Origin of the sequence: Enterobacter sp. ODB01, from assembly GCF_001623605.1 — a bacterium.
In the GTDB taxonomy this organism is placed as follows: Bacteria; Pseudomonadota; Gammaproteobacteria; order Enterobacterales; family Enterobacteriaceae; genus Enterobacter; species Enterobacter kobei.
In genome coordinates this window covers 2,981,406-3,004,358 of sequence record NZ_CP015227.1, presented here as the reverse complement: position 1 = coordinate 3,004,358, position 22,953 = coordinate 2,981,406, and the positions used below count along the sequence as shown (strand labels likewise).

The 22,953-nt window shown below is 54.2% G+C and carries 26 protein-coding genes; 14 read left to right on the top strand and 12 right to left on the bottom strand.

The genetic code is table 11. The features are described from left to right. Positions 1-27: 27 nt before the first annotated feature. The gene (gene gstA, locus A4308_RS14340; RefSeq protein ID WP_014883574.1) at positions 28-633 is read left to right on the top strand and encodes a glutathione transferase GstA; all 606 of its coding nucleotides are present in this window, start codon (positions 28-30) and stop codon (positions 631-633) included. 77 nt (positions 634-710) lie between these two features. Here the strand turns inward: gstA and pdxY are convergent, their stop codons facing one another. The 5 genes from pdxY to anmK form a co-directional block, all read right to left on the bottom strand. Next, on the bottom strand, positions 711-1,571 hold the full coding sequence (pdxY, locus tag A4308_RS14335; RefSeq protein ID WP_014883573.1) for a pyridoxal kinase PdxY: 861 nt from the start codon (positions 1,569-1,571) through the stop codon (positions 711-713). 66 nt (positions 1,572-1,637) lie between these two features. Next, the gene (gene tyrS, locus A4308_RS14330; RefSeq protein WP_045282025.1) at positions 1,638-2,912 is read right to left on the bottom strand and encodes a tyrosine--tRNA ligase; all 1,275 of its coding nucleotides are present in this window, start codon (positions 2,910-2,912) and stop codon (positions 1,638-1,640) included. Between the two features lie 125 nt (positions 2,913-3,037). After that, positions 3,038-3,694, bottom strand: a complete 657-nt coding sequence (gene pdxH / locus A4308_RS14325; RefSeq protein ID WP_045282024.1) for a pyridoxamine 5'-phosphate oxidase — start codon at positions 3,692-3,694, stop codon at positions 3,038-3,040. A gap of 57 nt (positions 3,695-3,751) precedes the next feature. After that, positions 3,752-4,075: a C-type lysozyme inhibitor gene (gene mliC, locus A4308_RS14320; protein WP_045282023.1), complete on the bottom strand. Its 324-nt coding sequence runs from the start codon at positions 4,073-4,075 to the stop codon at positions 3,752-3,754. A gap of 93 nt (positions 4,076-4,168) precedes the next feature. Next, positions 4,169-5,293, bottom strand: a complete 1,125-nt coding sequence (anmK, locus tag A4308_RS14315; RefSeq protein WP_045282022.1) for an anhydro-N-acetylmuramic acid kinase — start codon at positions 5,291-5,293, stop codon at positions 4,169-4,171. 255 nt (positions 5,294-5,548) lie between these two features. Between anmK and slyB the strand changes: the two genes are divergently transcribed. Then, positions 5,549-6,016 carry an outer membrane lipoprotein SlyB gene (gene slyB, locus A4308_RS14310; RefSeq protein ID WP_014883569.1) on the top strand — a complete coding sequence of 156 codons (468 nt, stop codon included), beginning with the start codon at positions 5,549-5,551 and terminating at the stop codon, positions 6,014-6,016. A 200-nt stretch (positions 6,017-6,216) separates the two neighbouring features. Beyond that, positions 6,217-7,578 carry a sensor domain-containing diguanylate cyclase gene (locus A4308_RS14305; RefSeq protein ID WP_045282021.1) on the top strand — a complete coding sequence of 454 codons (1,362 nt, stop codon included), beginning with the start codon at positions 6,217-6,219 and terminating at the stop codon, positions 7,576-7,578. Between the two features lie 37 nt (positions 7,579-7,615). Here A4308_RS14305 and slyA read toward each other — a convergent pair whose 3' ends face one another. Continuing rightward, positions 7,616-8,056, bottom strand: a complete 441-nt coding sequence (slyA, locus tag A4308_RS14300) for a transcriptional regulator SlyA (protein ID WP_021241135.1) — start codon at positions 8,054-8,056, stop codon at positions 7,616-7,618. A gap of 186 nt (positions 8,057-8,242) precedes the next feature. Here slyA and A4308_RS14295 point away from each other — a divergent pair, with 186 nt between their 5' ends. Genes A4308_RS14295 through A4308_RS14285 form a run of 3 tightly spaced genes read left to right on the top strand, consistent with a single transcriptional unit; the run spans position 8,243 to position 11,375 of the window. After that, positions 8,243-8,479 (top strand): DUF1656 domain-containing protein, encoded by a 237-nt coding sequence (locus A4308_RS14295; protein ID WP_014883567.1) that lies wholly within the window; start codon positions 8,243-8,245, stop codon positions 8,477-8,479. Positions 8,480-8,481: 2 nt separating this feature from the next. Further along, a complete protein-coding gene (locus tag A4308_RS14290) occupies positions 8,482-9,342 on the top strand; it encodes an efflux RND transporter periplasmic adaptor subunit (RefSeq protein WP_014883566.1) in 861 nt (286 codons plus the stop codon). Then, positions 9,342-11,375: an FUSC family protein gene (locus A4308_RS14285; RefSeq protein WP_045282019.1), complete on the top strand. Its 2,034-nt coding sequence runs from the start codon at positions 9,342-9,344 to the stop codon at positions 11,373-11,375. Before A4308_RS14290 ends, A4308_RS14285 begins: the two co-directional genes overlap by 1 nt. Here A4308_RS14285 and sodC read toward each other — a convergent pair. The 3 genes from sodC to A4308_RS14270 form a co-directional block, all read right to left on the bottom strand. Then, positions 11,354-11,872, bottom strand: a complete 519-nt coding sequence (gene sodC, locus A4308_RS14280; protein ID WP_045282018.1) for a superoxide dismutase [Cu-Zn] SodC — start codon at positions 11,870-11,872, stop codon at positions 11,354-11,356. The genes A4308_RS14285 and sodC overlap by 22 nt on opposite strands. A gap of 80 nt (positions 11,873-11,952) precedes the next feature. Further along, on the bottom strand, positions 11,953-12,849 hold the full coding sequence (locus A4308_RS14275; RefSeq protein WP_014883563.1) for an aldo/keto reductase: 897 nt from the start codon (positions 12,847-12,849) through the stop codon (positions 11,953-11,955). Between the two features lie 48 nt (positions 12,850-12,897). Then, positions 12,898-13,137 carry a DUF1289 domain-containing protein gene (locus A4308_RS14270; protein ID WP_014883562.1) on the bottom strand — a complete coding sequence of 80 codons (240 nt, stop codon included), beginning with the start codon at positions 13,135-13,137 and terminating at the stop codon, positions 12,898-12,900. Between the two features lie 149 nt (positions 13,138-13,286). Here A4308_RS14270 and eptA point away from each other — a divergent pair, with 149 nt between their 5' ends. The 5 genes from eptA (at position 13,287) to rnt (ending at position 17,958) form a co-directional block, all read left to right on the top strand. Further along, positions 13,287-14,912 carry a phosphoethanolamine transferase EptA gene (gene eptA, locus A4308_RS14265; RefSeq protein WP_023332812.1) on the top strand — a complete coding sequence of 542 codons (1,626 nt, stop codon included), beginning with the start codon at positions 13,287-13,289 and terminating at the stop codon, positions 14,910-14,912. A 41-nt stretch (positions 14,913-14,953) separates the two neighbouring features. Next, complete coding sequence (locus tag A4308_RS14260) at positions 14,954-15,553, top strand: TetR/AcrR family transcriptional regulator (RefSeq protein WP_014883560.1); 600 nt, start codon at positions 14,954-14,956, stop codon at positions 15,551-15,553. A gap of 53 nt (positions 15,554-15,606) precedes the next feature. Further along, positions 15,607-16,704 (top strand): alkene reductase, encoded by a 1,098-nt coding sequence (locus tag A4308_RS14255; protein ID WP_014883559.1) that lies wholly within the window; start codon positions 15,607-15,609, stop codon positions 16,702-16,704. 100 nt (positions 16,705-16,804) lie between these two features. Continuing rightward, on the top strand, positions 16,805-17,212 hold the full coding sequence (gloA, locus tag A4308_RS14250; protein WP_014883558.1) for a lactoylglutathione lyase: 408 nt from the start codon (positions 16,805-16,807) through the stop codon (positions 17,210-17,212). Between the two features lie 95 nt (positions 17,213-17,307). Then, on the top strand, positions 17,308-17,958 hold the full coding sequence (gene rnt, locus A4308_RS14245; protein WP_023332811.1) for a ribonuclease T: 651 nt from the start codon (positions 17,308-17,310) through the stop codon (positions 17,956-17,958). A gap of 44 nt (positions 17,959-18,002) precedes the next feature. Here rnt and grxD read toward each other — a convergent pair whose 3' ends face one another. After that, positions 18,003-18,350, bottom strand: coding sequence for a monothiol glutaredoxin 4 (gene grxD, locus A4308_RS14240; protein WP_003832760.1), 348 nt, complete (start codon positions 18,348-18,350; stop codon positions 18,003-18,005). A gap of 338 nt (positions 18,351-18,688) precedes the next feature. Here grxD and A4308_RS14235 point away from each other — a divergent pair, with 338 nt between their 5' ends. Both A4308_RS14235 and sodB read left to right on the top strand, forming a co-directional pair. Next, the gene (locus A4308_RS14235; RefSeq protein ID WP_045282017.1) at positions 18,689-19,462 is read left to right on the top strand and encodes a C40 family peptidase; all 774 of its coding nucleotides are present in this window, start codon (positions 18,689-18,691) and stop codon (positions 19,460-19,462) included. A 122-nt stretch (positions 19,463-19,584) separates the two neighbouring features. Beyond that, the gene (gene sodB / locus A4308_RS14230; RefSeq protein WP_032636815.1) at positions 19,585-20,166 is read left to right on the top strand and encodes a superoxide dismutase [Fe]; all 582 of its coding nucleotides are present in this window, start codon (positions 19,585-19,587) and stop codon (positions 20,164-20,166) included. Between the two features lie 39 nt (positions 20,167-20,205). On the opposite strand, the gene A4308_RS14225 is transcribed toward sodB, so the two are convergent. Continuing rightward, complete coding sequence (locus A4308_RS14225) at positions 20,206-21,372, bottom strand: MFS transporter (protein WP_045282016.1); 1,167 nt, start codon at positions 21,370-21,372, stop codon at positions 20,206-20,208. Positions 21,373-21,535: 163 nt separating this feature from the next. Then, the gene (cydH, locus tag A4308_RS22535; RefSeq protein WP_014883553.1) at positions 21,536-21,625 is read right to left on the bottom strand and encodes a cytochrome bd-I oxidase subunit CydH; all 90 of its coding nucleotides are present in this window, start codon (positions 21,623-21,625) and stop codon (positions 21,536-21,538) included. A 297-nt stretch (positions 21,626-21,922) separates the two neighbouring features. Between cydH and purR the strand changes: the two genes are divergently transcribed. Beyond that, positions 21,923-22,948, top strand: coding sequence for an HTH-type transcriptional repressor PurR (gene purR, locus A4308_RS14215; protein ID WP_014883552.1), 1,026 nt, complete (start codon positions 21,923-21,925; stop codon positions 22,946-22,948). The last annotated feature ends 5 nt before the right edge of the window (positions 22,949-22,953 follow it).

The window sequence follows — 22,953 nt, the reverse complement described above, 5'->3', positions numbered from 1 at the left end:
TGAAACCTCAGCAAAAAGGAGTTACCGATGAAACTGTTCTACAAACCGGGCGCGTGCTCTCTTGCTTCCCATATCACCCTGCGCGAGAGCGGCAAAGATTTCACGCTCGATGGCGTTGATCTGATGAAAAAGCGTCTGGAGAATGGCGATGATTTCCTTGCTATTAACCCGAAGGGACAAGTTCCAGCGCTGTTGCTGGATGACGGAACTCTGCTGACAGAAGGCGTTGCCATCATGCAATTCCTGGCGGACAACGTACCGGATCGCCAGCTTCTTGCCCCCACCGGCAGCATTGCACGTTATAAGACCCTGGAGTGGTTAAACTATATCGCTACCGAGTTACATAAAGGCTTTACTCCCCTGTTCCGCCCGGATACGCCGGAAGAGTACAAACCGACCCTGCGCGCGCTTCTTGAGAAAAAGCTGCAGTATGTAAACGCGTCGCTGAAAGACGATCAGTGGATTTGTGGTTCCCGTTTCACGATTGCCGATGCCTATCTGTTTACCGTGCTGCGCTGGGCGCGGGCGGTTAAGCTCAATATGGAAGGGTTAGACCATATTACATCGTATATGACCCGTATGGCGGAGCGCCCTGCTGTGGCTGCGGCGCTGAAAGCGGAAGGTCTTAGCTAATATCGCCCGGCGGCGCTTCGCTTGCACGGGCCTACGGGTTTTGTAGGCCGGGTAAGCGCAGCGCCACCCGGCATCGTTTAAAGCCGGGTGGCGCTGAAATAGTGCTCCGGCTTCGCGATACGATCCTGTGCCGCGACGACCTGAAGTTCATATTCCTGCATCTCTTTCGTCGCAATCATGATTTCGTACACCGCCGCAGTCACATGCTCAAGCGCGTCTCTGACCGTTGCACCCTGCAGCAGTTTCACCAGCAGCAGACCGCTGGTCACATCCCCCACTCCCACTGGCTGACGCAGGCCAAAATCCACCAGCGGACGGCTAATATGCCAGGCGTCATCTTTCGTCACCAGCAGCATCTCAAAACGCGACTGGCTCAGCCCGGCGCGGGCGAGATGTTTTACCAGTACAATCTCTGGCCCCTGGGCTATCAGCTCGCGAGACGCGCTTACCGCCTCTTCTACGCTGTTAACCGGGTGCTCGCAGAGGATCTCCAGCTCAATAAGGTTTGGCGCAATGATATCGCTGGCAGGCAGCGCATGGCGAACGTGAAACTCTGCAACACCGGGCGCTACGATACAGCCTTTCTCCGGGTGTCCCATGACGGGGTCGCAGAAGTATTTTGCCGCCGGGTTCGCTGCTTTCACCTGACGCACAATGCCAAGGATGTGCTCCCCCTGCTCGGCTGAGCCCAGATAACCGCTCAGAACGGCGTCACAGCGTTTGAGCTGGTCAATATCCGCAATGCCCTGAACCACCTCGGTGAGGTGCGAGGGCGGCATCACGCAGCCGGCCCATTTACCATACTGCGTGTGGTTGGAAAACTGCACGGTGTTGAGGGGCCAGACGTTAGCACCGAGGCGGCGCATCGGGAATTCCGCTGCACTGTTGCCCGCATGGCCAAAAACAACGTGGGACTGAATGGCGAGGATGTTCTTCATCTTTTTCTTACCAAACCCTGAAAAAACAAAAAGGGCGTGGTTTCCCACGCCCCTGGAGACTGTTAATTATTTCCAGCAAACAAGGCAGTAATTTTTCTTACCGCGGCGCAGCAGCGTGTAGCGTCCATACAGACGGTCGCTGTCAACGAAGGTGTATTCCGGGTCAGCCTGTTTCTCACCGTTGATGGTGATCGCGTTAGACGCGATGGTTTTACGCGCCTGTCCGCGAGACGGCTGCAGGTCAGAGTCCACCAGCGCCTGCATCAGGTCAGCCCCTTTTTCCATCTCAACCATCGGCACGCCGTCCTGCGCCAGCTGTTCGAAGTCCGCTTCGCTCAGATCGCTCAGCGTACCGTTGAACAGGCTTGCAGTAATGCGTTTCGCCGCCGCCAGACCTTCTTCACCGTGAACCAGTTTGGTCACTTCATCGGCCAGCACATACTGTGCACGCGGTGCTTTACCGCTGTTTTTGTCTTCTTCTTCCAGCGCATTGATGTCTGCAATATCCATGAAGGTGAAGAACTTCAGGAAGCGGTAAACATCGGCGTCCGCCGTGTTGATCCAGAACTGGTAGAATTTGTACGGACTGGTTTTCTTCGGATCCAGCCACACCGCGCCGCCTTCCGTTTTACCGAATTTGGTGCCATCTGCTTTGGTGATCAGTGGAACCGTCAGGCCGAAGACCTGGTTCTGGTGCAGGCGACGGGTCAGGTCGATACCGGACGTGATGTTACCCCACTGGTCAGAACCACCAATCTGCAGGGAAACGCCATGCAGTTTGTTCAGGCAAGCAAAGTCATAGCCCTGCAGCAGGTTATAGGAGAACTCGGTAAAGGAGATACCCTGATCGTCACGGTTCAGGCGCTGCTTCACCGCTTCTTTGTTAATCATCTGGTTAACAGAGAAGTGCTTGCCAATATCACGCAGGAAGGTCAGCACGTTCATGCTGCCAAACCAGTCATAGTTGTTGGCAGCAATGGCAGCGTTATCGCCGCAGTTGAAGTCAAGGAACGGTGCAACCTGTTTGCGGATCTTATCCACCCACTCCTGCACGGTATCTTCGGTATTCAGTTTACGCTCAGCGGCTTTAAAGCTTGGATCACCAATCAGACCGGTTGCACCACCCACCAGAGCAACAGGCTTATGGCCCGCCATCTGGAAGCGTTTCAGGCATAACAATGGAACAAGATGCCCCAAATGCAAGCTGTCAGCGGTGGGATCGAAGCCGCAATAGAGCGCGATCGGGCCTTGCGCCAGTCGCTCTGCTAACGCTTCCTCGTCCGTCACCTGGGCCACGAGGCCCCGCTCTTGCAATTGTTTAATCAAGTTACTGCTTGCCATCAAATTCTCCATGTATAAACGACTGCACCTTTGCCGGTACACGACTTTTCGCCTGATGCGAAAGGACCATAGAATAAAGCGCAAGCGCGGTGTGCGCTAGCGCTTAAATCAACAAATTTCGGGGATTACGGTGCCAGTCTGTCGATTTTCCAGCCGCCATTCTCGCGCTGGTATAAAAAGCGGTCGTGCAGGCGATGTTCACCGCCCTGCCAGAACTCAATCTGCTCAATCGGGATACGGAAGCCGCCCCAGAAGCTTGGCAGTGGGATTTCCCCCTGCTGGAACTTCTGTTTCAGTTCCAGGAACTTGCTCTCCAGGACACCGCGGGCAGAGATTCGGCTGGACTGTTTTGAAACCCAGGCACCAATCTGGCTGTCACGCGGACGGCTGTGGAAATATTTCACCACTTCAAGGGTCGAGAGACGTTCCGCTTTGCCGGTGACCATGACCTGACGTTCCAGCATGTGCCAGGGGAACAGCAGGCTGATGCGCGGATTGTTTTCTAAATGGTGCGCTTTGCGGCTGCCGAGGTTGGTATAAAACACAAGCCCTTTCTCATCATAATGCTTGAGCAGGACGATGCGCTGATACGGTTGACCGTTTTCATCTACCGTTGCGACAACCATGGCCGTTGGGTCGGCCAGTTTCGCTTCACAGGCCTGTTTCAGCCAGCGTTCAAAAAGCACGAGGGGTTCAGCGGGAAGATCCTGGCGACGCAGGCCGCCTTTGGTGTATTCACGGCGCATATGCGCAATTTGCTGCAGTTCGTCGTTATCTGACATGGCGTTAGCTGACGTTGAGATTGGGTGGCGCTATTGTGCGCCGCCCCTGTAAAAATCTCAACGCTTCGGATTTTCAAGCTGGCAATTGTTCAGCACGATGCGGTCGCGTTTGTAGACCGTGGCGCTATCCCCTTTCGACCAGAAGACGTAGATACCGTCGGAATAACGTGCCCCGGAGGCCGACATGCCCTGCTTGAGGGTCAGCAGTTTATTGTCATAAACAAAACTGGCTTCCTGACGTGGATTATTCAGCTTCACGGTCAGCGGTTTTTCATCGCAGCGATACTCCAGCGTATCGGTCTGCATACGCTCAAGGAGCTGGTTATAGACGCTGCATCCTGACAGCAATAAAGGCGCGACAATAAGAAGAATTTTTTTCATGGGCGTATTCCGAAGACTTTCCTGGTCCTGGAGGGCATAGCTGCCCTCCTGTTTCATTCCATTCTAACGACGAGACGCCGCGCTGAATTTCAGTTAACTCTGATTATGACGAGGATTTGCCGGGTAAATCGCCCCGAGGACGCTGGCCTCGCGCGCGCCGGTCACCGAAGGTAAATTACCCGGAAGCCCGGCGATGGTGCGCCAGGCAAGCCAGGCGAAAGCCAGCGCTTCCATATCATCCCCACTGATGCCCGCCTCGTCTGTCGTCGTCACTTCCGTCCCCGGCAGTAACGCGGCCAGACGCGCCATCACCAGCGGATTTCGGCTTCCACCGCCGCACACCAGCAGGCGTTCGCATCCGCCGCTGAGAAGTACCTGCTCAGAGATCGACACCGCCGTTAATTCGGCAAGCGTCGTCTGGACATCCTGCGGAGCCAGTGCCGGGAATGGCGCCAGCTGACGTTCAAGCCAGCCAACGTTGAAGTATTCACGCCCCGTGCTTTTCGGCGCCGGTAAAGCAAAGTAGGGATCGCTGAGCATCGACTGCAACAGCGGGAGAATCACTTTACCCTCGCTCGCCCACTCGGCGTTTTTATCATAGGGTTGCCCGCACTGCCGCCAGATCCAAGCATCCATTAACATATTACCTGGACCGGTATCGTAGCCGCGGACAGGCTGTCCGGGAATGAGCATTGACAGGTTGGCAATTCCGCCGATATTCAGCACCATCCGGCGTTCTGAAGGGTGTGCCAGTAGCGCCTGATGGAACGCCGGCACCAGCGGTGCCCCCTGGCCGCCAAGCGCAATATCGCGACGACGGAAATCGCCGACGACCGTGACGCCCGTCTTCGCCACAATCTGGTTGTTATCACCGATTTGCATCGTATGCGGCGCATCACCAACCGGCTCATGCCAGACGGTCTGTCCATGGCATCCGATGGCAACCACATCCTGGGCACGAAGATTTTCTTTTTGCATTAACGCCTGTACCGCATCAGCAAACAGTGCTCCCAGGCGGACGTCAAGTTGCCCTAGCTGAGAGAGCGTCAATTGCTGCCCCTGACAGATACTCAGAATATCCTCTTTCAGTGAAATGGGAATGGGCCAGGTCAGGCTCGCCTGCTGAGCGACCATACGTTCATCAATGGCGGCCAGAACGACATCTACCCCATCCAGACTGGTGCCCGACATCACACCAATGTAGCGACCCGATTTCATGCGCTTTCCTTACGTTGCGTGGGCTAAGGTTATCCACTCAACCATAAACAGCACGGCTTTGCCATCCAGCGATAATATTTTTTAACAATGTCATGCGGGTGACATGAGCAGAACCTGTTTATGTCTCGTTAAGTCAAATTCAAGTACAATTTTCTTATTGTTAGTGCAAAGATATGAACTATGGCTCCTTATGCCATATAATTTAGCCATAACGGATGCCTCCAATTGGGCGTTTTTGGTGAACAGGAGATTCAAATGATTGTACGTGTACTGGGCGTTTCGCTGATTGGTTTAACCCTGGCTGGCTGTGTGAATGACAGCTCACTGTCTGGCGACGTTTACAGCGCTTCTGAAGCAAAACAGGTTCAGAGCGTGACTTACGGTACCGTTGTTAACGCCCGTCCTGTACAAATTCAGGGTGGCGATGACAACAACGTTATGGGCGCAATCGGCGGTGCTGTTCTGGGTGGTTTCCTCGGGAATACCGTTGGCGGCGGTACAGGCCGTTCTCTGGCGACCGCTGCGGGCGCTGTGGCGGGTGGTGTTGCAGGCCAGGGCGTTCAGGGTGCAATGAACAAAACGCAGGGTGTTGAGCTGGAAATTCGTAAAGACGACGGCAGCACCATTATGGTTGTTCAGAAACAGGGGAATACCCGTTTCTCTGCTGGTCAGCGTGTCGTGCTGGCAAGCAACGGAAGCCAGGTGACCGTTTCCCCACGTTAATTAAAACGGGATGTGGCTATCAGGCCACATCCCTTTACAATATATATCATTTTCATGAATATATTTACAAAATATATTCACCCGCCCATTATTTACCCCACCGTATATTGTTTCTGCGCAAAGTAATTATTGTTTCAATTGATTAGACTCTTCGCTATTACCTCCTGTTCATTCATTTTTAATTATTTAAAAAAATTTATATGCTTGCGAATAGTCTTACTGTAAAAGGTCGTTATCTCTCGTTCTGTTTCGGTTGTGTTGTTGTCATCGGAATATTACAGGGTTTATTTTCAACACTGGTTGAATGGGTTCCTTCCTTTTCGCCGCTGTTGTTCCCTACGCTCACCATTTTTCTACTGGTATTTCACCTGTTTATTGCCTGTTTTATGGCAATGAAATACTGGTGTGATAAGAGGCGTCTGTATCTGGTTGCCATCGCTTTTGCCTTTGCCGGTTCGGCATTGCTGATGGTTGGAACGCTGTCCAGTTTTCCCGCCTGGCTGGATCTCTACCAGTTCAACGTCGTGAACTATAACGATGCGATGATCTACTATATGTTCCGCCATCTCATCATGGCGGTCCTGTTCATCGCTTCGGCCCTGCTGTTTCCCCTGCGTAATCAGCCCCTTTCGCGGCTGACGCATATCGCTATCGTCAGCACGACATTTCTTTTTACTGCCGGTGGCGTGATGTTGGCGTGGATGTATTCCAGCCATTTTGATTTTTTATCCCTCGACCTGGTTGATAATGAAACGCGGCAGTTTATGGTTCTCTGGAGCCACAGCATTAATATTTCATTAATTGTCCTCTGGGTGGTGACATTAGCTACGCTGATGTATATGACGCGCGTACGTAATCTGTTCTGGGTGACCGGTAATTTTCTTTGTGTCTGCTATATCGTCACGCTCTTGATGCTGTTATTGGGTGGGCATGCCGAAGACATATCGTGGTATCGCGCACGGTTATTTGAAACCGTCGCCACGCTGCTGATTATTTTTGTTCTGCTCTGCGATGTCTTCAGCTTGTACCGTGAATCGCATTCAAAGTATCAACAGTCGTATCAGAATTCGATTCGCGATCCGCTTACGCGCCTGTATAACCGCAGCTATTTTTATGAATCGTTAAATCAGGCGCTGGCTGTCGCAAAATCCAGCCGCCCTGTTTCGGTTATTGTCAGCGATCTCGATCGCTTCAAGCGCATCAACGACAACTACGGTCACCTGCAGGGGGATAAAGTCTTACAGTTTGTCGCCAATCTGCTGGTGGATTCCGTGCGCCCGCAGGACATCGCGGCGCGTATCGGTGGTGAAGAGTTTGTCCTGATGCTGGCAAGCACCCCTTCAGACGCAGCATGCCAGGTGGCGGAACGCATACGGCTGAAGCTGAGCAGCTTTGATAAAACCACCAGCGAAGGTCAGCTACCGGAGCCCATTACCATCAGCATGGGTGTGTTTACGGCAACATCATCGTCCGTGACCGCAGAGGAGTGCGTGGAAAGCGCCGATAAAGCGATGTATGAAGCGAAAGAGACTGGCCGAAACCGCGTCGTTGTCTTTAGGTAGGAAAAAGGCCTTGCAGATGCAAGGCCTTGTTGTCTGGTCAGTCGCGAGACTGCAGCTCGTGGATGTTCTGCTCAAGGCGAGCAATAAGGCTTATGAGCATTTCCAGCTCCGCCGGTGAAACGCCTGAAAGGATTTCACCGCGCGTTTTGGTAATCACAGCTTCCATTTCGGTAATAATGGGCGCTGCTTTCTCAGTGAGTTTAATCCGCTTGGCGCGACGATCGCTGGCGCAGGTTTGCCGGGAGATCAGCCCCTTCTCTTCCAGTTGATCAAGCGTACGCACCAGCGACGGTTGCTCAATACCTATCGCTTTTGCCAGTTGAATTTGCGACTGGTCAGGCGGCAACTGATGAATGTTGTGCAGCGTGACCCAATGCGTCTGTGTCAATTCCAGAGGTTTCAGGCGATGGTCAATCAGAGCACGCCAGACGCGTACCAACCTTGCCAGATCAGAACCTAATGGCGATTCCAATTTCATCTCCTTATAATTAGCTTGCTAAGTTATTATACTGATTTTAGAATAGTGTGCAGCATTTGTATTGGCAAAACAAATGCAATACTGCATTCATCTAACTCAAAAGTATGGCTTACACTGAATTCTGATGCTTCTTTATACTCAGACAAGCCAACGCGGCATTCTGTTCACTGCAAAGGATCTCTGCTTGTGACCTTTTTTCATCGCTCAGAGGGTTTACCCCTCCAGGACCTGATCTTCGGTGCGTCAGTTTACTTTCCTCCCCTGTTTAAAGCCGTGCTGGTGGGCTTTATCCTCTGGCTCGTTGCGCACCGCCTGCTTCGCGACTGGATGTATTCCGGCGAAATCTGGCATCCCATGTTGATGGATCTCTCCCTGTTCGCCCTCTGTGTCAGTCTGGGCCTTGCTGTTTTGACCGTGTGGTGAATATGCCTCTGAAAACGCTGAAGTACTTTTCCACCCTGTTTGTCCTGGTCCTCGCGCTGATCGCCGGCTGGTGGCTCTGGAATTTTTATATGCAGTCCCCCTGGACGCGTGACGGCAAAGTTCGCGCCGAGCAGGTCAGCATCACCCCGCAGGTGTCGGGAAGTATTACCACGCTCCTGGTGAAGGATAACCAGTATGTTAAAAAGGGAGAGGAACTGTTCCGTATCGACGATACCCCCTACCATATTGCCGTTCTGAATGCCCAGGCGCAGCTGGCGAAAGCCCAGTCAGACCTGGCGAAGGCCAATAACGAAGCCAATCGCCGCCGTCACTTATCGCAAAACTACATCTCAGCGGAAGATTTGGATACCGCCAACCTTAACGTCAAGGCCATGCAGGCAAGCGTCAACGTAGCCCAGGCGACGCTTAAGCAGGCACAGTGGGAACTGACCCAAACCGTGATTACCGCACCTGTAGATGGATGGGTGACTAACCTCTCTGCCCGGGTGGGTAACTACGCCACCACCGGCCAGCCTGTTTTTGCCCTTGTCGACAGCCACTCCTTCTACGTGGTGGGCTATTTTGAAGAGACCAAGCTTCGCCACATTCGCGAGGGTTCACCTGCGGCCATTACCCTTTACAGCGGTTCGCAAACGTTACAGGGTCACGTCTCCAGCATCGGTCGCGCCATTTACGATCAAAGCGTTGAAACGGATTCCGGCCTCGTACCGGACATAAAGCCGAACGTCCCCTGGGTGCGCCTGGCTCAACGTGTGCCTGTGCGTGTGGAGTTTGACCGTTTACCCGAGGGCATTACGCTGGTATCCGGCACCACCTGCACTGTCTCCATCGGAAGCCGTTAATGAAGCTGCAGGCGCTCTCCTGGCAAAACACGCCGTGGATGAAAGCGACGCGTCCTCAGTGGCGCTACGCGCTGCGTAATGGCATCGCCATGTGTCTGGCGCTGACGGTCGCCTATTACCTGAATCTTGACCAACCCTACTGGGCGATGACCTCAGCCGCGGTGGTGAGTTTCCCTACCGTTGGCGGAGTGATCAGCAAAAGCCTTGGGCGCATCGCGGGGAGTCTGTTAGGCGCCACCGCGGCGTTAATTATCGCGGGGCATACGCTGAACGATCCGTGGCTATTCCTGCTGAGCATGGCGGCGTGGCTGGGATGTTGTACCTGGGCCTGCGCCCATTTTACCAATAACGTGGCCTACGCTTTCCAGTTAGCGGGCTATACCGCGGCCATCATTGCCTTCCCGGTCGTCAATGTGCTCGATACCACCGAACTGTGGGATATTGCACAGGCGCGCGTCTGTGAGGTGATTGTCGGGATCCTCAGCGGCGGGTTTATGATGATGATCCTGCCCAGCACCTCCGACGGTACGACGCTGATTACCGCGCTGAAGACCATGCATACCCGGTTGCTGGAACATGCAAGCCTGCTGTGGCAACCGGATACCAATGATGACATCCGTCTCGCGCATGAAAAGGTTATCGGGCAGATCCTGACCATGAACCTGTTGCGCATACAGGCTTTCTGGAGTCATTACCGTTTTCGTCGTCAGAATACGCTGCTCAACTATTTGCTGCACCAGCAGCTGCGTATGACCAGCGCCATCTCCAGCCTGCGCCGGATGCTGCTCAACTGGCCGACGCCCCCTGAAAATACCCGCGCCGTCATTGAGACGCTGCTCGCAACGCTTGCGCGTCCGGACGCGGATATTTACACCGTCGCGAAGATCATCGCCCCGCTCGCCCCGACGGATGAGTATGATTATCGCCATCGCGCCTTCTGGCAGCGCCTGAATTACTTTTGCCGGTTATATCTGCGCAGTAGCCGCTGGATTAATGCCGTCGAGAATGCCACGCCGGTAACGGAATTTAATGTCCCCGGCAGCCCGGCTCTCGCCCGACATACCGATTATCTGGAAGCACTGTGGAGTGGTTTTCGCACCTTTTGTGCGCTGACGCTGGTTGGGGCGTGGAGCATCACCACGCAGTGGGAATCCGGTGCCGCGGCCCTGACGCTTGCCGCCATCAGCTGCGTGCTTTACTCCGTCGCGGCCTCGCCGTTTAACTCTCTTACGCTACTGCTGCGCACGCTGGTACTCCTGTCATTGTTCAGTTTCGCCGTGAAGTTTGGCCTGATGGTGCAGATAAGCGATCTCTGGCAGTTCCTGCTGTTCCTGTTTCCGCTGTTAACGACGATGCAACTCCTCAAGCTGCAAATGCCGAAACTGGCGGGCCTGTGGGGCCAGTTAATTGTCTTTATGGGCTCGTTTATCTCCGTGACGAATCCGCCGGTGTATGATTACGCCGATTTTCTCAATGATAACCTGGCAAAGATCCTGGGCGTGGGGCTGGCATGGCTCGCATTTGCGGTATTGCGTCCCGGCTCTGATGCACGTAAGAGCCGACGACATATCAGGGAATTACGCAGAGGGTTTGTCGACCAGCTCAGCCGCAAACCGCATCTGCGTGAAAGCGAGTATGAATCGCTGGTGTATCACCATGTCAGCCAGCTCAATAACAGCCATGACGCGCTTTCCCGCCGCTGGCTGCTGCGCTGGGGCGTGGTGCTGTTGAACTGTTCGCATGTGGTCTGGCAGCTTCGCGCATGGGAAACGCGGTCCGACCCGCTGTCGCAGGTGCGCGATGTTTGCATTTCCCTGCTACGCGACGTGATGAGTGAACGCGGTGTCCAGCAGCGGCCTCTGGAGGTCACGCTGGCTGAACTGCAACGGATCTGCGATACCCTCGCGCATCACCATCTTCCCGCAGCCCGTGATTTAGCCTCAATCATCTGGCGCCTGCACTGCTCGCTGTCGCAGCTGGAACAGGCTCCCCCACCGGGCACCATTGGAGATCAGATCACGCCGCAGGCATAACGTGCCCCGCCGCCGCCAAGCGGTTTAGGCTGATCGGACATGTTATCGCCGCCCACGTGGATCATCAGCGCTTTGCCTTTTACTTCATCCAGTTTTTTCAGGCGCGGGGCCATGACCGGATCGGTGGCTTTACCGTCATTGTTCACCACCAGCACCGGCAGATCGCCAAGGTGCCCCATACCGTCTGGCCCTTCATGTTTGCCTGAATGTTGCGGATCGAGATGCCCCCCGGCGGCTTCCGCCGCGGACGGTTTACCCTCTTTCATGGCAGGCTGGCAGCTTCCTTTGGCATGAACATGAAAGCCGTGTTCGCCGGGCGGGAGTGCTTTGAGATTGGGCGCGAATTCCAGCCCCTTGTCGGTCTCAGTGATTTTCACCGTCCCGATAGACTGACCCACACCCTGAGAGGTGACGAGATTCATTTCCACTTCGTCGCTGGCTGCCTGCGCTCCTGCGCAAACAACCAGCGTGACCAATGCCAGAGCAAAACGCTTCATATGACCTCCGCGGGTTATTTTTTGCCCCTTAAGTGTATACCAGAGGCAAAGATTTCACCGGAAAGTCAGATTATGGCGGTTTAAGGCACGTCGTAACCCAGCGCGGCTTTGCGGATGCGGAACCACTGCTGACGTGTCATCTCCAGCTCTTCCGCGGCCAGCGCGGAACGAACGCGTTCGATTTTTCCGGAGCCAATAATCGGCAGCGGTTTTGACGGCAGACGCAGGATCCACGCATACACCACCTGTTCAATGCTCTCCGCGTTCAGCTCACGGGCGATGGTTTCCAGTTCATTGCGCAGCGGCTGGAACGCCTCATCATTAAACAGGCGTCCGCCTCCCAGGCAGGACCAGGCCATCGGGCGAATACGCAGCTGTTGCAGCTGGTCGAGCGTACCGTCCAGCAGCAGCGGCTGATGGACAGGGGAAATTTCCACCTGGTTAGTGGCCAGGGTAAACGGCAGCCGAGACTGAAGCAGTGCAAACTGTGCCGGGGTAAAGTTTGAGACGCCGAAGTGACGCACTTTCCCACTCTGATGCAGATGCAGGAAGGCTTCCGCCACCTCATCGGCGTCCATCAGCGGGTCTGGGCGGTGAATCAGCAGCAGGTCGATGCGATCCGTCGCCAGATTGACCAGCGACTGCTCAGCGCTCTTGATGATATGCGCGCTGTCGGTGATGTAATGGCCGAGGGCGTGCTCAGGTTTTGCGGTGGTGGCAATCCCACACTTCGTGACGATCTCCATGCGGTCGCGGAGTGCCGGAACAAGCTTGAGCGCCTCGCCGAATGCAGCTTCACACAGGTAGCCACCGTAAATATCCGCATGATCGACGGTCGTGACCCCTAAATCGATATGCTCTTCAATAAAGCTCGCCAGCTGGAGGGGGGACATATTCCAGTCCATCAGGCGCCAGTAGCCCATCACAAAACGGGAGAATTCTGGCCCCTGGGGGGCAAGGGTAATTCGCTGAACCATAACATTTTCCTCAAGGACGTGATGTCATGATTATACGCAATTACCGTGTTAAAACAGTGAAGGTTGCTGAGGTTCTTCGGTCTCAGCGGCTTTGTTTGCGCGGATTTTGCGCAGAAGTCGCTGCCGGCACAGCCGGAGCACCTCCTGTTTTTGCGTGTCGCTGAAGTTTTGCCAGTTAAAGCGCTCGTCACGGGTGCGCATGCACCCGCGGCAATATCCGCGTTCATCTACCTGACAAATACCCCGGCACGGGCTCTGGATGGGGAAAAACTCCAGTTGCTCTGCCACACTGACCTCCGCATGACCACTCTCATCTACAGTGAAGACGCTAAACGCGTCAGGTGCAAGGGCTTTACCACAGTTTTGTGGCATTAAGGTTTCACTAATCTTCCCTCTCTATACTCAGCCCATCATCAAAAGAACAGGTTTTTCGAGCGATGCAGTTAATCAAAAAGTTACAATGTAACGATATTAAATTTACTCTGGGCTGTGCACTCTTTTTTACCCTGCTGAACGGGCTGTTTATCCAGCGCAGCTGGGCAATTATTGCCCCTTCTCATCTGCACGACATTCTCTTTGCCGCGTCCGTGCCGGTGGTGCTGTTTTGTGGCTGGGTAATTGTTTTTAGCCTGCTCAATATCCCGTACATCCGTAAGCCGCTGCTGATCGTTTTAACTGTCGGTTGCGCTGCGGCAACCTATTTTATGTATACCTACGGCGCGGTCATCGATCAGAACATGATCGTCAACGTGTTCGAAACCAACTCTCAGGAAGCCACCGCCCTGGTGACCCCGCAGATGATTCTGTGGATTGTTGTTGCTGGCCTCGTGCCCTCCGTGGTGCTGGCTCTCACCCGAATTCGTACCGGAAAATGGTGGTACGCGCTGCTGACGCGCGTAGCCGCGATGCTGGGCGCTCTGCTGGTGATCATCCTGATTGCCGCACTGTTTTATAAAGATTACGCGTCGCTGTTCCGCAATAACAAAAGCATCGTCAAAATGGTTACCCCGGCGAACTATGTCAGCGCCGTGGTGAAGTACAGCAAAATGCGCTGGTTTGCCGGCGATCAAACGCTGGTGCGCATTGGCGAAGATGCGCATAAAGGCTCGCTGATTGCGGGTCAGCAAAAGAAAACCGTTCTGGTGCTTGTCGTCGGCGAAGCCTCTCGCGCGGCAAACTACTCCCTGAACGGTTACGGGCGCGAAACCAACCCCGAGCTGAAAAAGCAGGACGTGATTAACTTCCCGCAGGCCTCTTCATGTGGCACCGAAACCGCGGTTTCCGTTCCCTGCATGTTCTCCGGCATGACGCGCAGCAAATACGATGCCGACCTGGCTCGGCATCAGGAAGGGCTGCTTGACGTGCTCAGGCACGCGGGCGTCAACCTGCTGTGGCGCGATAACGACGGCGGCTGTAAAGGCGCCTGCGATCGCGTGCCTCATACCGACATGACGCAGTGGAATCTGGATCAGTTCTGTAAAGACAAATCCTGTATTGACGATGTGAACTTCTACCGTCTGGACAACGTGCTGGATGGCGTGAAGCAAGATACGGTGCTGGTTATCCACCTGATGGGCAGCCACGGTCCGGCGTACTATCGCCGTTACCCGGACAATTTCCGTAAATTCACCCCAACCTGCGACACGAACGAAATTCAGGATTGCGATCATCAGGCGCTGATGAACACCTATGACAACACCATCCTGTATACCGACAGCATGGTCAGCAAAACCATTGACGCACTGAAAGCCCGTCAGGCGAACATGAACACCGCCCTGATTTATTTGTCAGACCACGGTGAATCGCTGGGTGAAAGCGGTATTTACCTGCACGGTACGCCATACATGCTGGCACCCGAGCAACAAACGCACATCCCGTTTATGTTCTGGCTATCGCCGGATTATGCAAAAAACTTTGGCATCAACGCGCAGTGCTTACGCGACTATGCGGCAAAAAATGCGGTTTCGCAGGACAATTTATTCTCAACGGTGCTGGGTATGATGGACATTAAATCAAAGGTTTATCAACAGCAGCTGGATATTCTGAATGGGTGTCGGCAGTAAACAGGCTTGCATTAGACCGAACGGTCTATTAGAGTGAGGCCATGAGCAGAAATACTGAACACGATACCCGCGAACATCTACTGGCGACTGGCGAGCGGCTCTGCATGCATCGCGGTTTCACCGGCATGGGGTTAAGTGAGCTATTAAAAACCGCTGAGGTACCGAAGGGGTCGTTTTATCACTACTTCCGGTCCAAAGAGGCGTTTGGTGTGGCGATGCTGGAGCGGCACTATGCGGGCTACCATCAGCGTCTCGCGACCCACTTCGCCACGGGTGAAGGTAACTATCGGGATCGTGTTCTTAACTACTATCAGGAAACGCTGAATCAGTTCTGTCAGCAGGGCATTATCAGCGGATGCCTGACGGTAAAACTGTCTGCCGAAGTGTGCGATCTCTCCGAAGATATGCGCACGGCGATGGATAAAGGTGCCAGCGGTGTTATCGCCCTGCTGGCCCAGGCGCTGGAAAAAGGCCGCAATGAAAAAACGCTGGCCTTTTCGGGTGAGCCTCTGACTCAGGCGCAGGTGTTATACGCGCTATGGTTAGGCGCTAACCTGCAGGCCAAGATTTCGCGCAGTGCCGTGCCGCTGGAAAGCGCGCTGGCACATGTGAAAAACACAATTACTGCGCCTGGCATTTAACAGGCGTTTTTATTTATCTTATTACTAGTCGACTGGTCTACTCAGGAGTCTTTATGTCAGCTGAAAAATTATTTACCCCCTTAAAAGTGGGTGCCGTTACCGCGCCAAACCGCGTGTTCATGGCTCCGCTTACCCGTCTGCGCAGCATTGAGCCGGGTGACATCCCCACCCCACTGATGGGTGAATACTATCGTCAGCGCGCCAGTTCCGGCCTGATCATCACCGAAGCTACGCAGATTTCTGCTCAGGCTAAAGGTTATGCGGGTGCGCCGGGGCTGCACAGCCCGGAACAGATCGCCGCATGGCAGAAAATTACCGCGGGCGTGCATGCTGAAGAGGGACGCATTGCCGTCCAGCTGTGGCACACCGGGCGTATCTCCCACAGCAGCATTCAGCCTGGCGGCCAGGCACCGGTTTCAGCCTCAGCCCTGAATGCTAACACCCGCACCTCGCTGCGTGATGAAAACGGTAACGCGATCCGCGTCGATACCTCAACGCCGCGCGCCCTGGAGCTGGATGAGATCCCGGGTATCGTGAACGATTTCCGTCAGGCCGTGGCCAACGCCCGTGAAGCAGGTTTTGATTTGATTGAGCTGCACTCCGCGCACGGTTACCTGCTGCACCAGTTCCTGTCACCGTCATCTAACCAGCGTACCGACCAGTATGGCGGCAGCGTCGAGAACCGCGCCCGTCTGGTGCTGGAAGTGGTTGATGCCGTATGCCAGGAGTGGAGCCCGGATCGTATCGGCATTCGCGTCTCCCCGATCGGTTCTTTCCAGAACGTCGACAACGGCCCGAACGAAGAAGCGGATGCGCTCTATCTGATTGAAGAGCTGGCAAAACGCGGTATCGCCTATCTGCACATGTCTGAGCCAGACTGGGCCGGCGGTAAACCTTATACGGAAGCCTTCCGTCAGAAAGTGCGTGAGCGCTTCCACGGGGTGATCATCGGTGCGGGTGCCTATACGCCTGAGAAAGCGGAAGACCTGATCGGCAAAGGGCTGATCGATGCCGTTGCGTTTGGCCGCGACTATATCGCCAACCCGGACCTGGTTGCCCGTCTGCAACAGAAAGCCGCTCTGAACCCGCAGCGTCCTGAAAGCTTCTACGGCGGCGGCGCTGAAGGTTACACCGACTACCCTTCTCTCTAATCTCACCATTGTTCATTGATAGCGGCGACACTTCGCCGCTATACTAAAACATCGTTTCTGTTCAAAAAAATATTCAAATCCATTGGTTAATGAGGAAATTATGCGCCTACTTCACACCATGCTGCGCGTTGGCGATCTGCAACGTTCTATTGATTTCTACACTAACGTACTGGGCATGAAACTGCTGCGCACCAGCGAAAACCCGGAATACAAATACTCGCTGGCGTTCGTGGGTTACGGCCCGGAAACGGATGAAGCGGTGATTGAGCTGACCTATAACTGGGGCGTGGACAGCTATGACCTCGGCAACGCCTACGGCCATATCGCGCTGGAAGTGGACAACGCAGCCGAAGCGTGCGAACGCATCCGCAGCAACGGCGGTAACGTCACCCGTGAAGCGGGTCCGGTTAAAGGCGGCACCACTGTGATTGCATTTGTGGAAGATCCGGACGGTTACAAAATCGAGCTGATTGAAGCCAAAGATGCCGGTCGTGGTCTGGGCAACTGATCCCTCAGGGCGCAATATGCGCCCGTAGTTTTACTGCATCACCCCGCAAAATTTGCCATAATGCGCTCTGCTTTTTCCCCTTGTAAGAGACCCTGATGTCCGATAACGCTCAATTTAGCGGTCTGTGCGACCGTTTTCGTGGTTTTTATCCCGTTGTCATTGATGTAGAAACAGCCGGATTTAACGCTAAAACCGATGCGCTGCTCGAAATTGCCGCCATCACGCTGAAGATGGATGAACAGGGCTGGCTTACACCAGACACCACGCTGCATTTCCACGTTGAACCTTTCGAAGGGGCAAACTTACAGCCGGAAGCACTGGCCTTCAACGGTATCGATCCGCATAACCCACTGCGCGGTGCGGTAAGCGAATATGATGCGCTGCACGCCATTTTTAAAATGGTGCGTAAAGGCATGAAAGAGAGTAACTGCAGCCGCGCCATCATGGTGGCGCATAACGCCACCTTCGATCACACCTTTACCATGGCCGCAGCGGAGCGCGCCTCGCTCAAACGCAACCCTTTCCACCCGTTTGTGACCTTCGACACGGCAGCACTGAGCGGTCTGGCGCTGGGGCAAACGGTATTATCAAAAGCCTGTATTACGGCGGGTATTGAATTTGACGGCACACAGGCGCACTCGGCTCTGTATGACACGGAGCGCACCGCAGAGCTGTTCTGTGAGATCGTCAACCGCTGGAAGCGTCTAGGCGGCTGGCCGCTGCCGACAGGTGACAGCGAAGAATAAAAAAAGCGACCTTAACAGGTCGCTTTTTTATTTGCGCAGCAAACTTACTCTGCGTCCGGCTCTTCGGTTTTGTACTTCGCCGCGGTCTCTTTGATCAGCTGCTGCAGTTCACCGCGCTGATACATTTCAATCAGGATATCGCAGCCGCCTACCAGCTCACCGTCTACCCACAGCTGCGGGAAGGTTGGCCAGTTAGCGTATTTTGGCAGCTCAGCACGGATGTCCGGGTTCTGCAGGATATCAACGTAAGCAAAACGCTCACCACAGGCTGAGAGCGCCTGAACCGCTTGCGCGGAGAAGCCGCAGCTTGGCAGCTTCGGAGAACCTTTCATATACAGCAGAATCGGGTTTTCAGCGATCTGGCGCTGGATTTTTTCAATAGTGGTGCTCATGTCTTGCTTCCTTTAACTTCTGTTACGGCAATAGTCTGACATTGTAGCGGGTCAGGCTGGCATCGGAAAATAACATTTTCGTCACGTTTATACATTTTACCGCGACTCTACAAAAGTTGCATTGCAAATGGTGTTTAACCCTGCGGCAGTCAGGGTTTTGCTTAGGGAGTGAACAATTGTGCGACAGAACGATGAATTTTTTTGCACTTGCTAACGAAACAGGTTTTTAGATTGAAAAATGCTATTAACTTCTCGGGTTTTTATGGATTAGAATCGACGGGCTTTGTAAATCACTCGCGGGTATTATTGATGACCTGCATTTATCAGGGGACTGCCCAGTGGCGCGGATAACAAAAATCTCGATCACGCTCTGTGCTTTACTGTTTACATCACTCACTCTCACGCCAGCGGCAAACGCCTCTCAGCAGGCGCGGCATTCTGCTGTACAAAAAAGCCATCTGGTGAAAGCCACAGAACGTAAGAAAAAAACCACCACAAAGAACGAAAAGAAAAAGACGACCACCAAGACGACACAAACCGCTTCCAGCAAGACCAAAACAAAATCTTCCCGCACTGCCCACACCACCAAAAGTAAAACTTCGCTGACCGCGGCTAACCTCGTCACTGAAAAATGCATTACGCGTAAAGGCCACAAAGCGAAATGCACCAAAGTCACGAAAATCGCGGAAGTACATAAAGTCCGTGTACAGAAAGCGCAAAAAACCGCGATGAATAAACTGATGGGGCAAATTGGCAAACCTTATCGCTGGGGTGGCAGTTCGCCACGAACCGGCTTCGACTGTAGCGGCCTGGTCTATTACGCCTATAAAGATCTGGTTAAGTTCCGCATTCCGCGTACCGCTAATGAGATGTACCACCTGCGCGACGCCTCTCCGGTGAGCCGTGGTGAGCTGGAAAACGGCGATCTGGTCTTCTTCCGCACGCAAGGCCGCGGCACGGCTGACCATGTGGGTGTCTATGTCGGCAACGGGAAATTTATCCAGTCACCGCGCAGCGGCCAGGATATTCAGATCACCTCCCTGAGTGAAGATTACTGGGTGCGTCACTACGTCGGCGCACGTCGCGTGATGACGCCGAAAACTATTCGCTAACCCCTGCCCTGCCGCATCCGTGGCAGGGTAAGTTCCTCTTTTGCATACCCTTTCAATTTGCTATCCTGTCCTTGTTGTCTGTGTGGTTATTGGCAACGCTAAATACAATAAGGAGAGAAGCAATGTCGTTCGAATTACCTGCACTACCGTATGCAAAAGACGCCCTGGCACCGCACATTTCTGCGGAAACCCTGGAATACCATTACGGCAAACATCACCAGACGTATGTCACCAACCTGAACAATCTGATCAAAGGCACCGATTTCGAAGGCAAAACGCTGGAAGAGATCGTCCGTAGCTCAGAGGGTGGCGTATTTAACAACGCGGCTCAGGTGTGGAACCACACCTTCTACTGGCACTGCCTGGCACCCAATGCCGGTGGTGAACCTGCCGGTGAACTGGCTTCCGCGATTAACGCCGCCTTTGGCAGCTTCGCCGATTTCAAAGCGAAGTTTACGGATGCCGCCATCAAGAACTTCGGCTCTGGCTGGACGTGGCTGGTAAAAGAAGCGGATGGCAAACTGGCAATCGTGTCCACCTCTAATGCAGGCACCCCGCTGACCACCAGCGCTACGCCGCTGATGACCGTGGACGTGTGGGAGCACGCTTACTACATTGATTACCGTAACGCGCGCCCGAACTACCTGGAGCACTTCTGGGCACTGGTCAACTGGGACTTCGTCGCGAAGAACTTCGCCGCGTAAGAGAGACGCAGAAGGGGTCCCCCTTCTGCGTTATTTTTATTATTCCGCCGTGCAAACGGCTTCTGGCTGTTTCCGGCCGGACATCATCACCAGCAGCAGACCGAGCGCGGCAATAATCGCCCCCATCACCGGCACAAAGCTGTATCCCAGACCGCCAGAAATGACGGCGCCACCCGCCGCAGCACCCAGGGCATTCCCAAGGTTAAACGCACCGATATTCACCGAAGATGAGAGTCCCGGCGCCTCGTGGGCGACACGCATCACGCGCATCTGCAGCGGCGGCACCACGGCGAAGGTGGCTGCGCCCCAGACAACCATCGCGATGGCCGCGCCAAACTCGTTACGCGCCAGCCACGGAATCGCGATCATGATGGCAATCAGCAAGGTTAAAAAGCCTTTCAACGTTCCTGTCACTGAACGGTCGGCAAATTTCCCGCCAAGGTAGTTACCCATTGAGAACCCTACGCCAATCAATACCAGCATCGCGGTAATAAAGATTGGTGTTGCATGGGTGATATCGTGCAGCACCGGTGAAATGTAGGTATAGAGCGTAAACATTGCCCCGGCCCCCAGCACGGTGGTCAGCAGTGCAGAAAGCACCTGCGGGCGCACCAGTACCGACAGCTCTTTGCGCACGTCCGGACGTTCACCCGCGCTGCCTTTCGGCAGGGAGAAGAACAAGGCCACCATCGCCACCACGCCCAGCCCGGCTGTTGCCAGGAATGACATACGCCAGCCGATCGCTTCACCCAGCCAGGTCGCAGCCGGTACGCCGCCAATGTTGGCAATCGTCAGCCCCATAAACATGGTCGCCACGGCGCTTGCCTGCTTATGTTTCGGCACTACGCTTGCGGCCACGACCGAGCCCAGCCCAAAGAACGCGCCATGGTTCAGGCTGGTCAAAATGCGCGACAGCATCAGGGTGGTGTAGTCAGGTGAAATGGCAGAGAGCACGTTGCCCAGGGTGAAAATCGCCATCAGGAAAATCAGCGCATTACGGCGCGCGCGGTGTGAAAGCATTAGCGTCATCAGCGGCGCCCCCACCATCACGCCGATGGCATAAGCGCTGATTAACATCCCGGCCGCAGGGATCGAGACATCCACGCCCCGGGCGATAACAGGCAGTAACCCCATCGGGGAGAATTCGGTGGTGCCAATCCCAAAAGCGCCAATCGCCAGGGCCAGCAGGGGAAAATTGATTTTCATGCGTCAACTCCGAATGCCGTGTCATGTCGTGACACAGAAAAAAGAAGCGGAAAGCATGACATCAATCACAAAAAATGAGAAGTTAACAAAATGGCAAAAGATTTTTGCCTGAGAAGTAACAATCCGGTAAACCGGGAGGGAGAAGATTCTCCCTCCGCGTAAATCAGTGCAGCGCAGCCGTCAGGCCAGCCGCCACAATCAGCGCCAGCACAACGATGGTAGTGAACAGCGAAAACTTCAGATCGGAACTCATCAATTTTTCTCCTTTTAATCCCCCCACGAAAAGTGAGCTTGCTCATTTTTGCACAGTTTACGTCAAAAATCTTCCCGGATTTAAGCTGATAACCACTTTACCTCTTCCCCTTTTCATCAAGATAGGACAAAATTCCACGCTAAATTTATTAGCGTACCGGCCATTGACCCCCTCCTGACGTCCCGTGTCGTTTTCCTGGCGTACCGCAATCTAAAATTGCGTGATAAGGGTGAGAGAAGGCAAACGTTTACCTTCAAGTATTTCAGGAGTTTAGGATATGGTCTGGAGTGACATTTAATGGCAACAATTAAAGACGTAGCAAAACGCGCAAACGTTTCCACTACAACCGTATCACATGTAATTAACAAAACCCGCTTTGTGGCGGAAGAGACGCGCAACGCCGTCTGGGCAGCAATCAAAGAGCTGCACTACTCGCCAAGTGCGGTTGCGCGCAGCCTCAAGGTGAATCACACCAAATCGATTGGTCTGCTGGCGACCAGCAGCGAAGCGGCCTATTTTGCTGAGATCATTGAAGCGGTAGAGAAAAACTGCTTCCAGAAAGGCTATACCCTGATTTTGGGCAACGCGTGGAACAGCATTGAAAAACAGCGAGCCTATCTCTCCATGATGGCGCAGAAGCGCGTGGATGGCCTGCTGGTGATGTGTTCCGAGTATCCGGAATCCGTACTGTCGATGCTTGAAGAGTATCGGCATATCCCGATGGTGGTGATGGACTGGGGTGAAGCCCGTGCGGATTTCACGGATTCCGTTATCGACAACGCCTTTGAAGGCGGCTATATGGCGGGCCGTTATTTGATCGAACGCGGTCATCGTGAGATTGGCGTGATCCCGGGTCCGCTTGAGCGTAACACCGGCGCAGGTCGTCTGGCTGGCTTTATGAAAGCGATGGAAGAAGCACTGATCACCGTGCCAGAAAACTGGATCGTACAGGGTGACTTTGAGCCGGAATCAGGCTACCGCGCGATGCAGCAGATTGTCTCCCAGCAACATCGTCCTACCGCCGTTTTCTGCGGGGGCGACATCATGGCGATGGGCGCGCTCTGTGCGGCCGATGAGCTGGGTCTGCGCGTCCCGCAGGACATTTCCGTGATCGGCTATGACAACGTGCGCAACGCGCGCTTCTTTACCCCTGCGCTGACCACCATTCACCAGCCGAAAGATTCGCTGGGTGAAACGGCCTTCAACATGCTGCTCGACAGGATCGTCAACAAACGTGAAGAGTCGCAGTCCATTGAAGTCCACCCGCGCCTCATCGAACGCCGTTCCGTTGCGGATGGTCCGTTCCGCGACTACCGTCGTTAATCGCT

Excerpts from the sequence above, each read along its gene's own strand:
- A4308_RS14285 (WP_045282019.1), top strand. The coding sequence starts at position 9,342 with ATGAAGCTGCAGGCGCTCTCCTGGCAAAACACGCCGTGGATGAAAGCG.
- A4308_RS14290 (WP_014883566.1), top strand. The coding sequence starts at position 8,482 with ATGCCTCTGAAAACGCTGAAGTACTTTTCCACCCTGTTTGTCCTGGTC.
- slyB (WP_014883569.1), top strand. The coding sequence starts at position 5,549 with ATGATTGTACGTGTACTGGGCGTTTCGCTGATTGGTTTAACCCTGGCT.
- A4308_RS14275 (WP_014883563.1), bottom strand. The coding sequence starts at position 12,849 with ATGGTTCAGCGAATTACCCTTGCCCCCCAGGGGCCAGAATTCTCCCGT.
- A4308_RS14255 (WP_014883559.1), top strand. The coding sequence starts at position 15,607 with ATGTCAGCTGAAAAATTATTTACCCCCTTAAAAGTGGGTGCCGTTACC.
- pdxH (WP_045282024.1), bottom strand. The coding sequence starts at position 3,694 with ATGTCAGATAACGACGAACTGCAGCAAATTGCGCATATGCGCCGTGAA.
- tyrS (WP_045282025.1), bottom strand. The coding sequence starts at position 2,912 with ATGGCAAGCAGTAACTTGATTAAACAATTGCAAGAGCGGGGCCTCGTG.
- grxD (WP_003832760.1), bottom strand. The coding sequence starts at position 18,350 with ATGAGCACCACTATTGAAAAAATCCAGCGCCAGATCGCTGAAAACCCG.
- pdxY (WP_014883573.1), bottom strand. The coding sequence starts at position 1,571 with ATGAAGAACATCCTCGCCATTCAGTCCCACGTTGTTTTTGGCCATGCG.
- mliC (WP_045282023.1), bottom strand. The coding sequence starts at position 4,075 with ATGAAAAAAATTCTTCTTATTGTCGCGCCTTTATTGCTGTCAGGATGC.
- A4308_RS14225 (WP_045282016.1), bottom strand. The coding sequence starts at position 21,372 with ATGAAAATCAATTTTCCCCTGCTGGCCCTGGCGATTGGCGCTTTTGGG.
- eptA (WP_023332812.1), top strand. The coding sequence starts at position 13,287 with ATGCAGTTAATCAAAAAGTTACAATGTAACGATATTAAATTTACTCTG.
- A4308_RS14260 (WP_014883560.1), top strand. The coding sequence starts at position 14,954 with ATGAGCAGAAATACTGAACACGATACCCGCGAACATCTACTGGCGACT.
- sodB (WP_032636815.1), top strand. The coding sequence starts at position 19,585 with ATGTCGTTCGAATTACCTGCACTACCGTATGCAAAAGACGCCCTGGCA.
- purR (WP_014883552.1), top strand. The coding sequence starts at position 21,923 with ATGGCAACAATTAAAGACGTAGCAAAACGCGCAAACGTTTCCACTACA.
- gloA (WP_014883558.1), top strand. The coding sequence starts at position 16,805 with ATGCGCCTACTTCACACCATGCTGCGCGTTGGCGATCTGCAACGTTCT.
- slyA (WP_021241135.1), bottom strand. The coding sequence starts at position 8,056 with ATGAAATTGGAATCGCCATTAGGTTCTGATCTGGCAAGGTTGGTACGC.
- sodC (WP_045282018.1), bottom strand. The coding sequence starts at position 11,872 with ATGAAGCGTTTTGCTCTGGCATTGGTCACGCTGGTTGTTTGCGCAGGA.
- A4308_RS14305 (WP_045282021.1), top strand. The coding sequence starts at position 6,217 with ATGCTTGCGAATAGTCTTACTGTAAAAGGTCGTTATCTCTCGTTCTGT.
- anmK (WP_045282022.1), bottom strand. The coding sequence starts at position 5,293 with ATGAAATCGGGTCGCTACATTGGTGTGATGTCGGGCACCAGTCTGGAT.
- rnt (WP_023332811.1), top strand. The coding sequence starts at position 17,308 with ATGTCCGATAACGCTCAATTTAGCGGTCTGTGCGACCGTTTTCGTGGT.
- cydH (WP_014883553.1), bottom strand. The coding sequence starts at position 21,625 with ATGAGTTCCGATCTGAAGTTTTCGCTGTTCACTACCATCGTTGTGCTG.
- gstA (WP_014883574.1), top strand. The coding sequence starts at position 28 with ATGAAACTGTTCTACAAACCGGGCGCGTGCTCTCTTGCTTCCCATATC.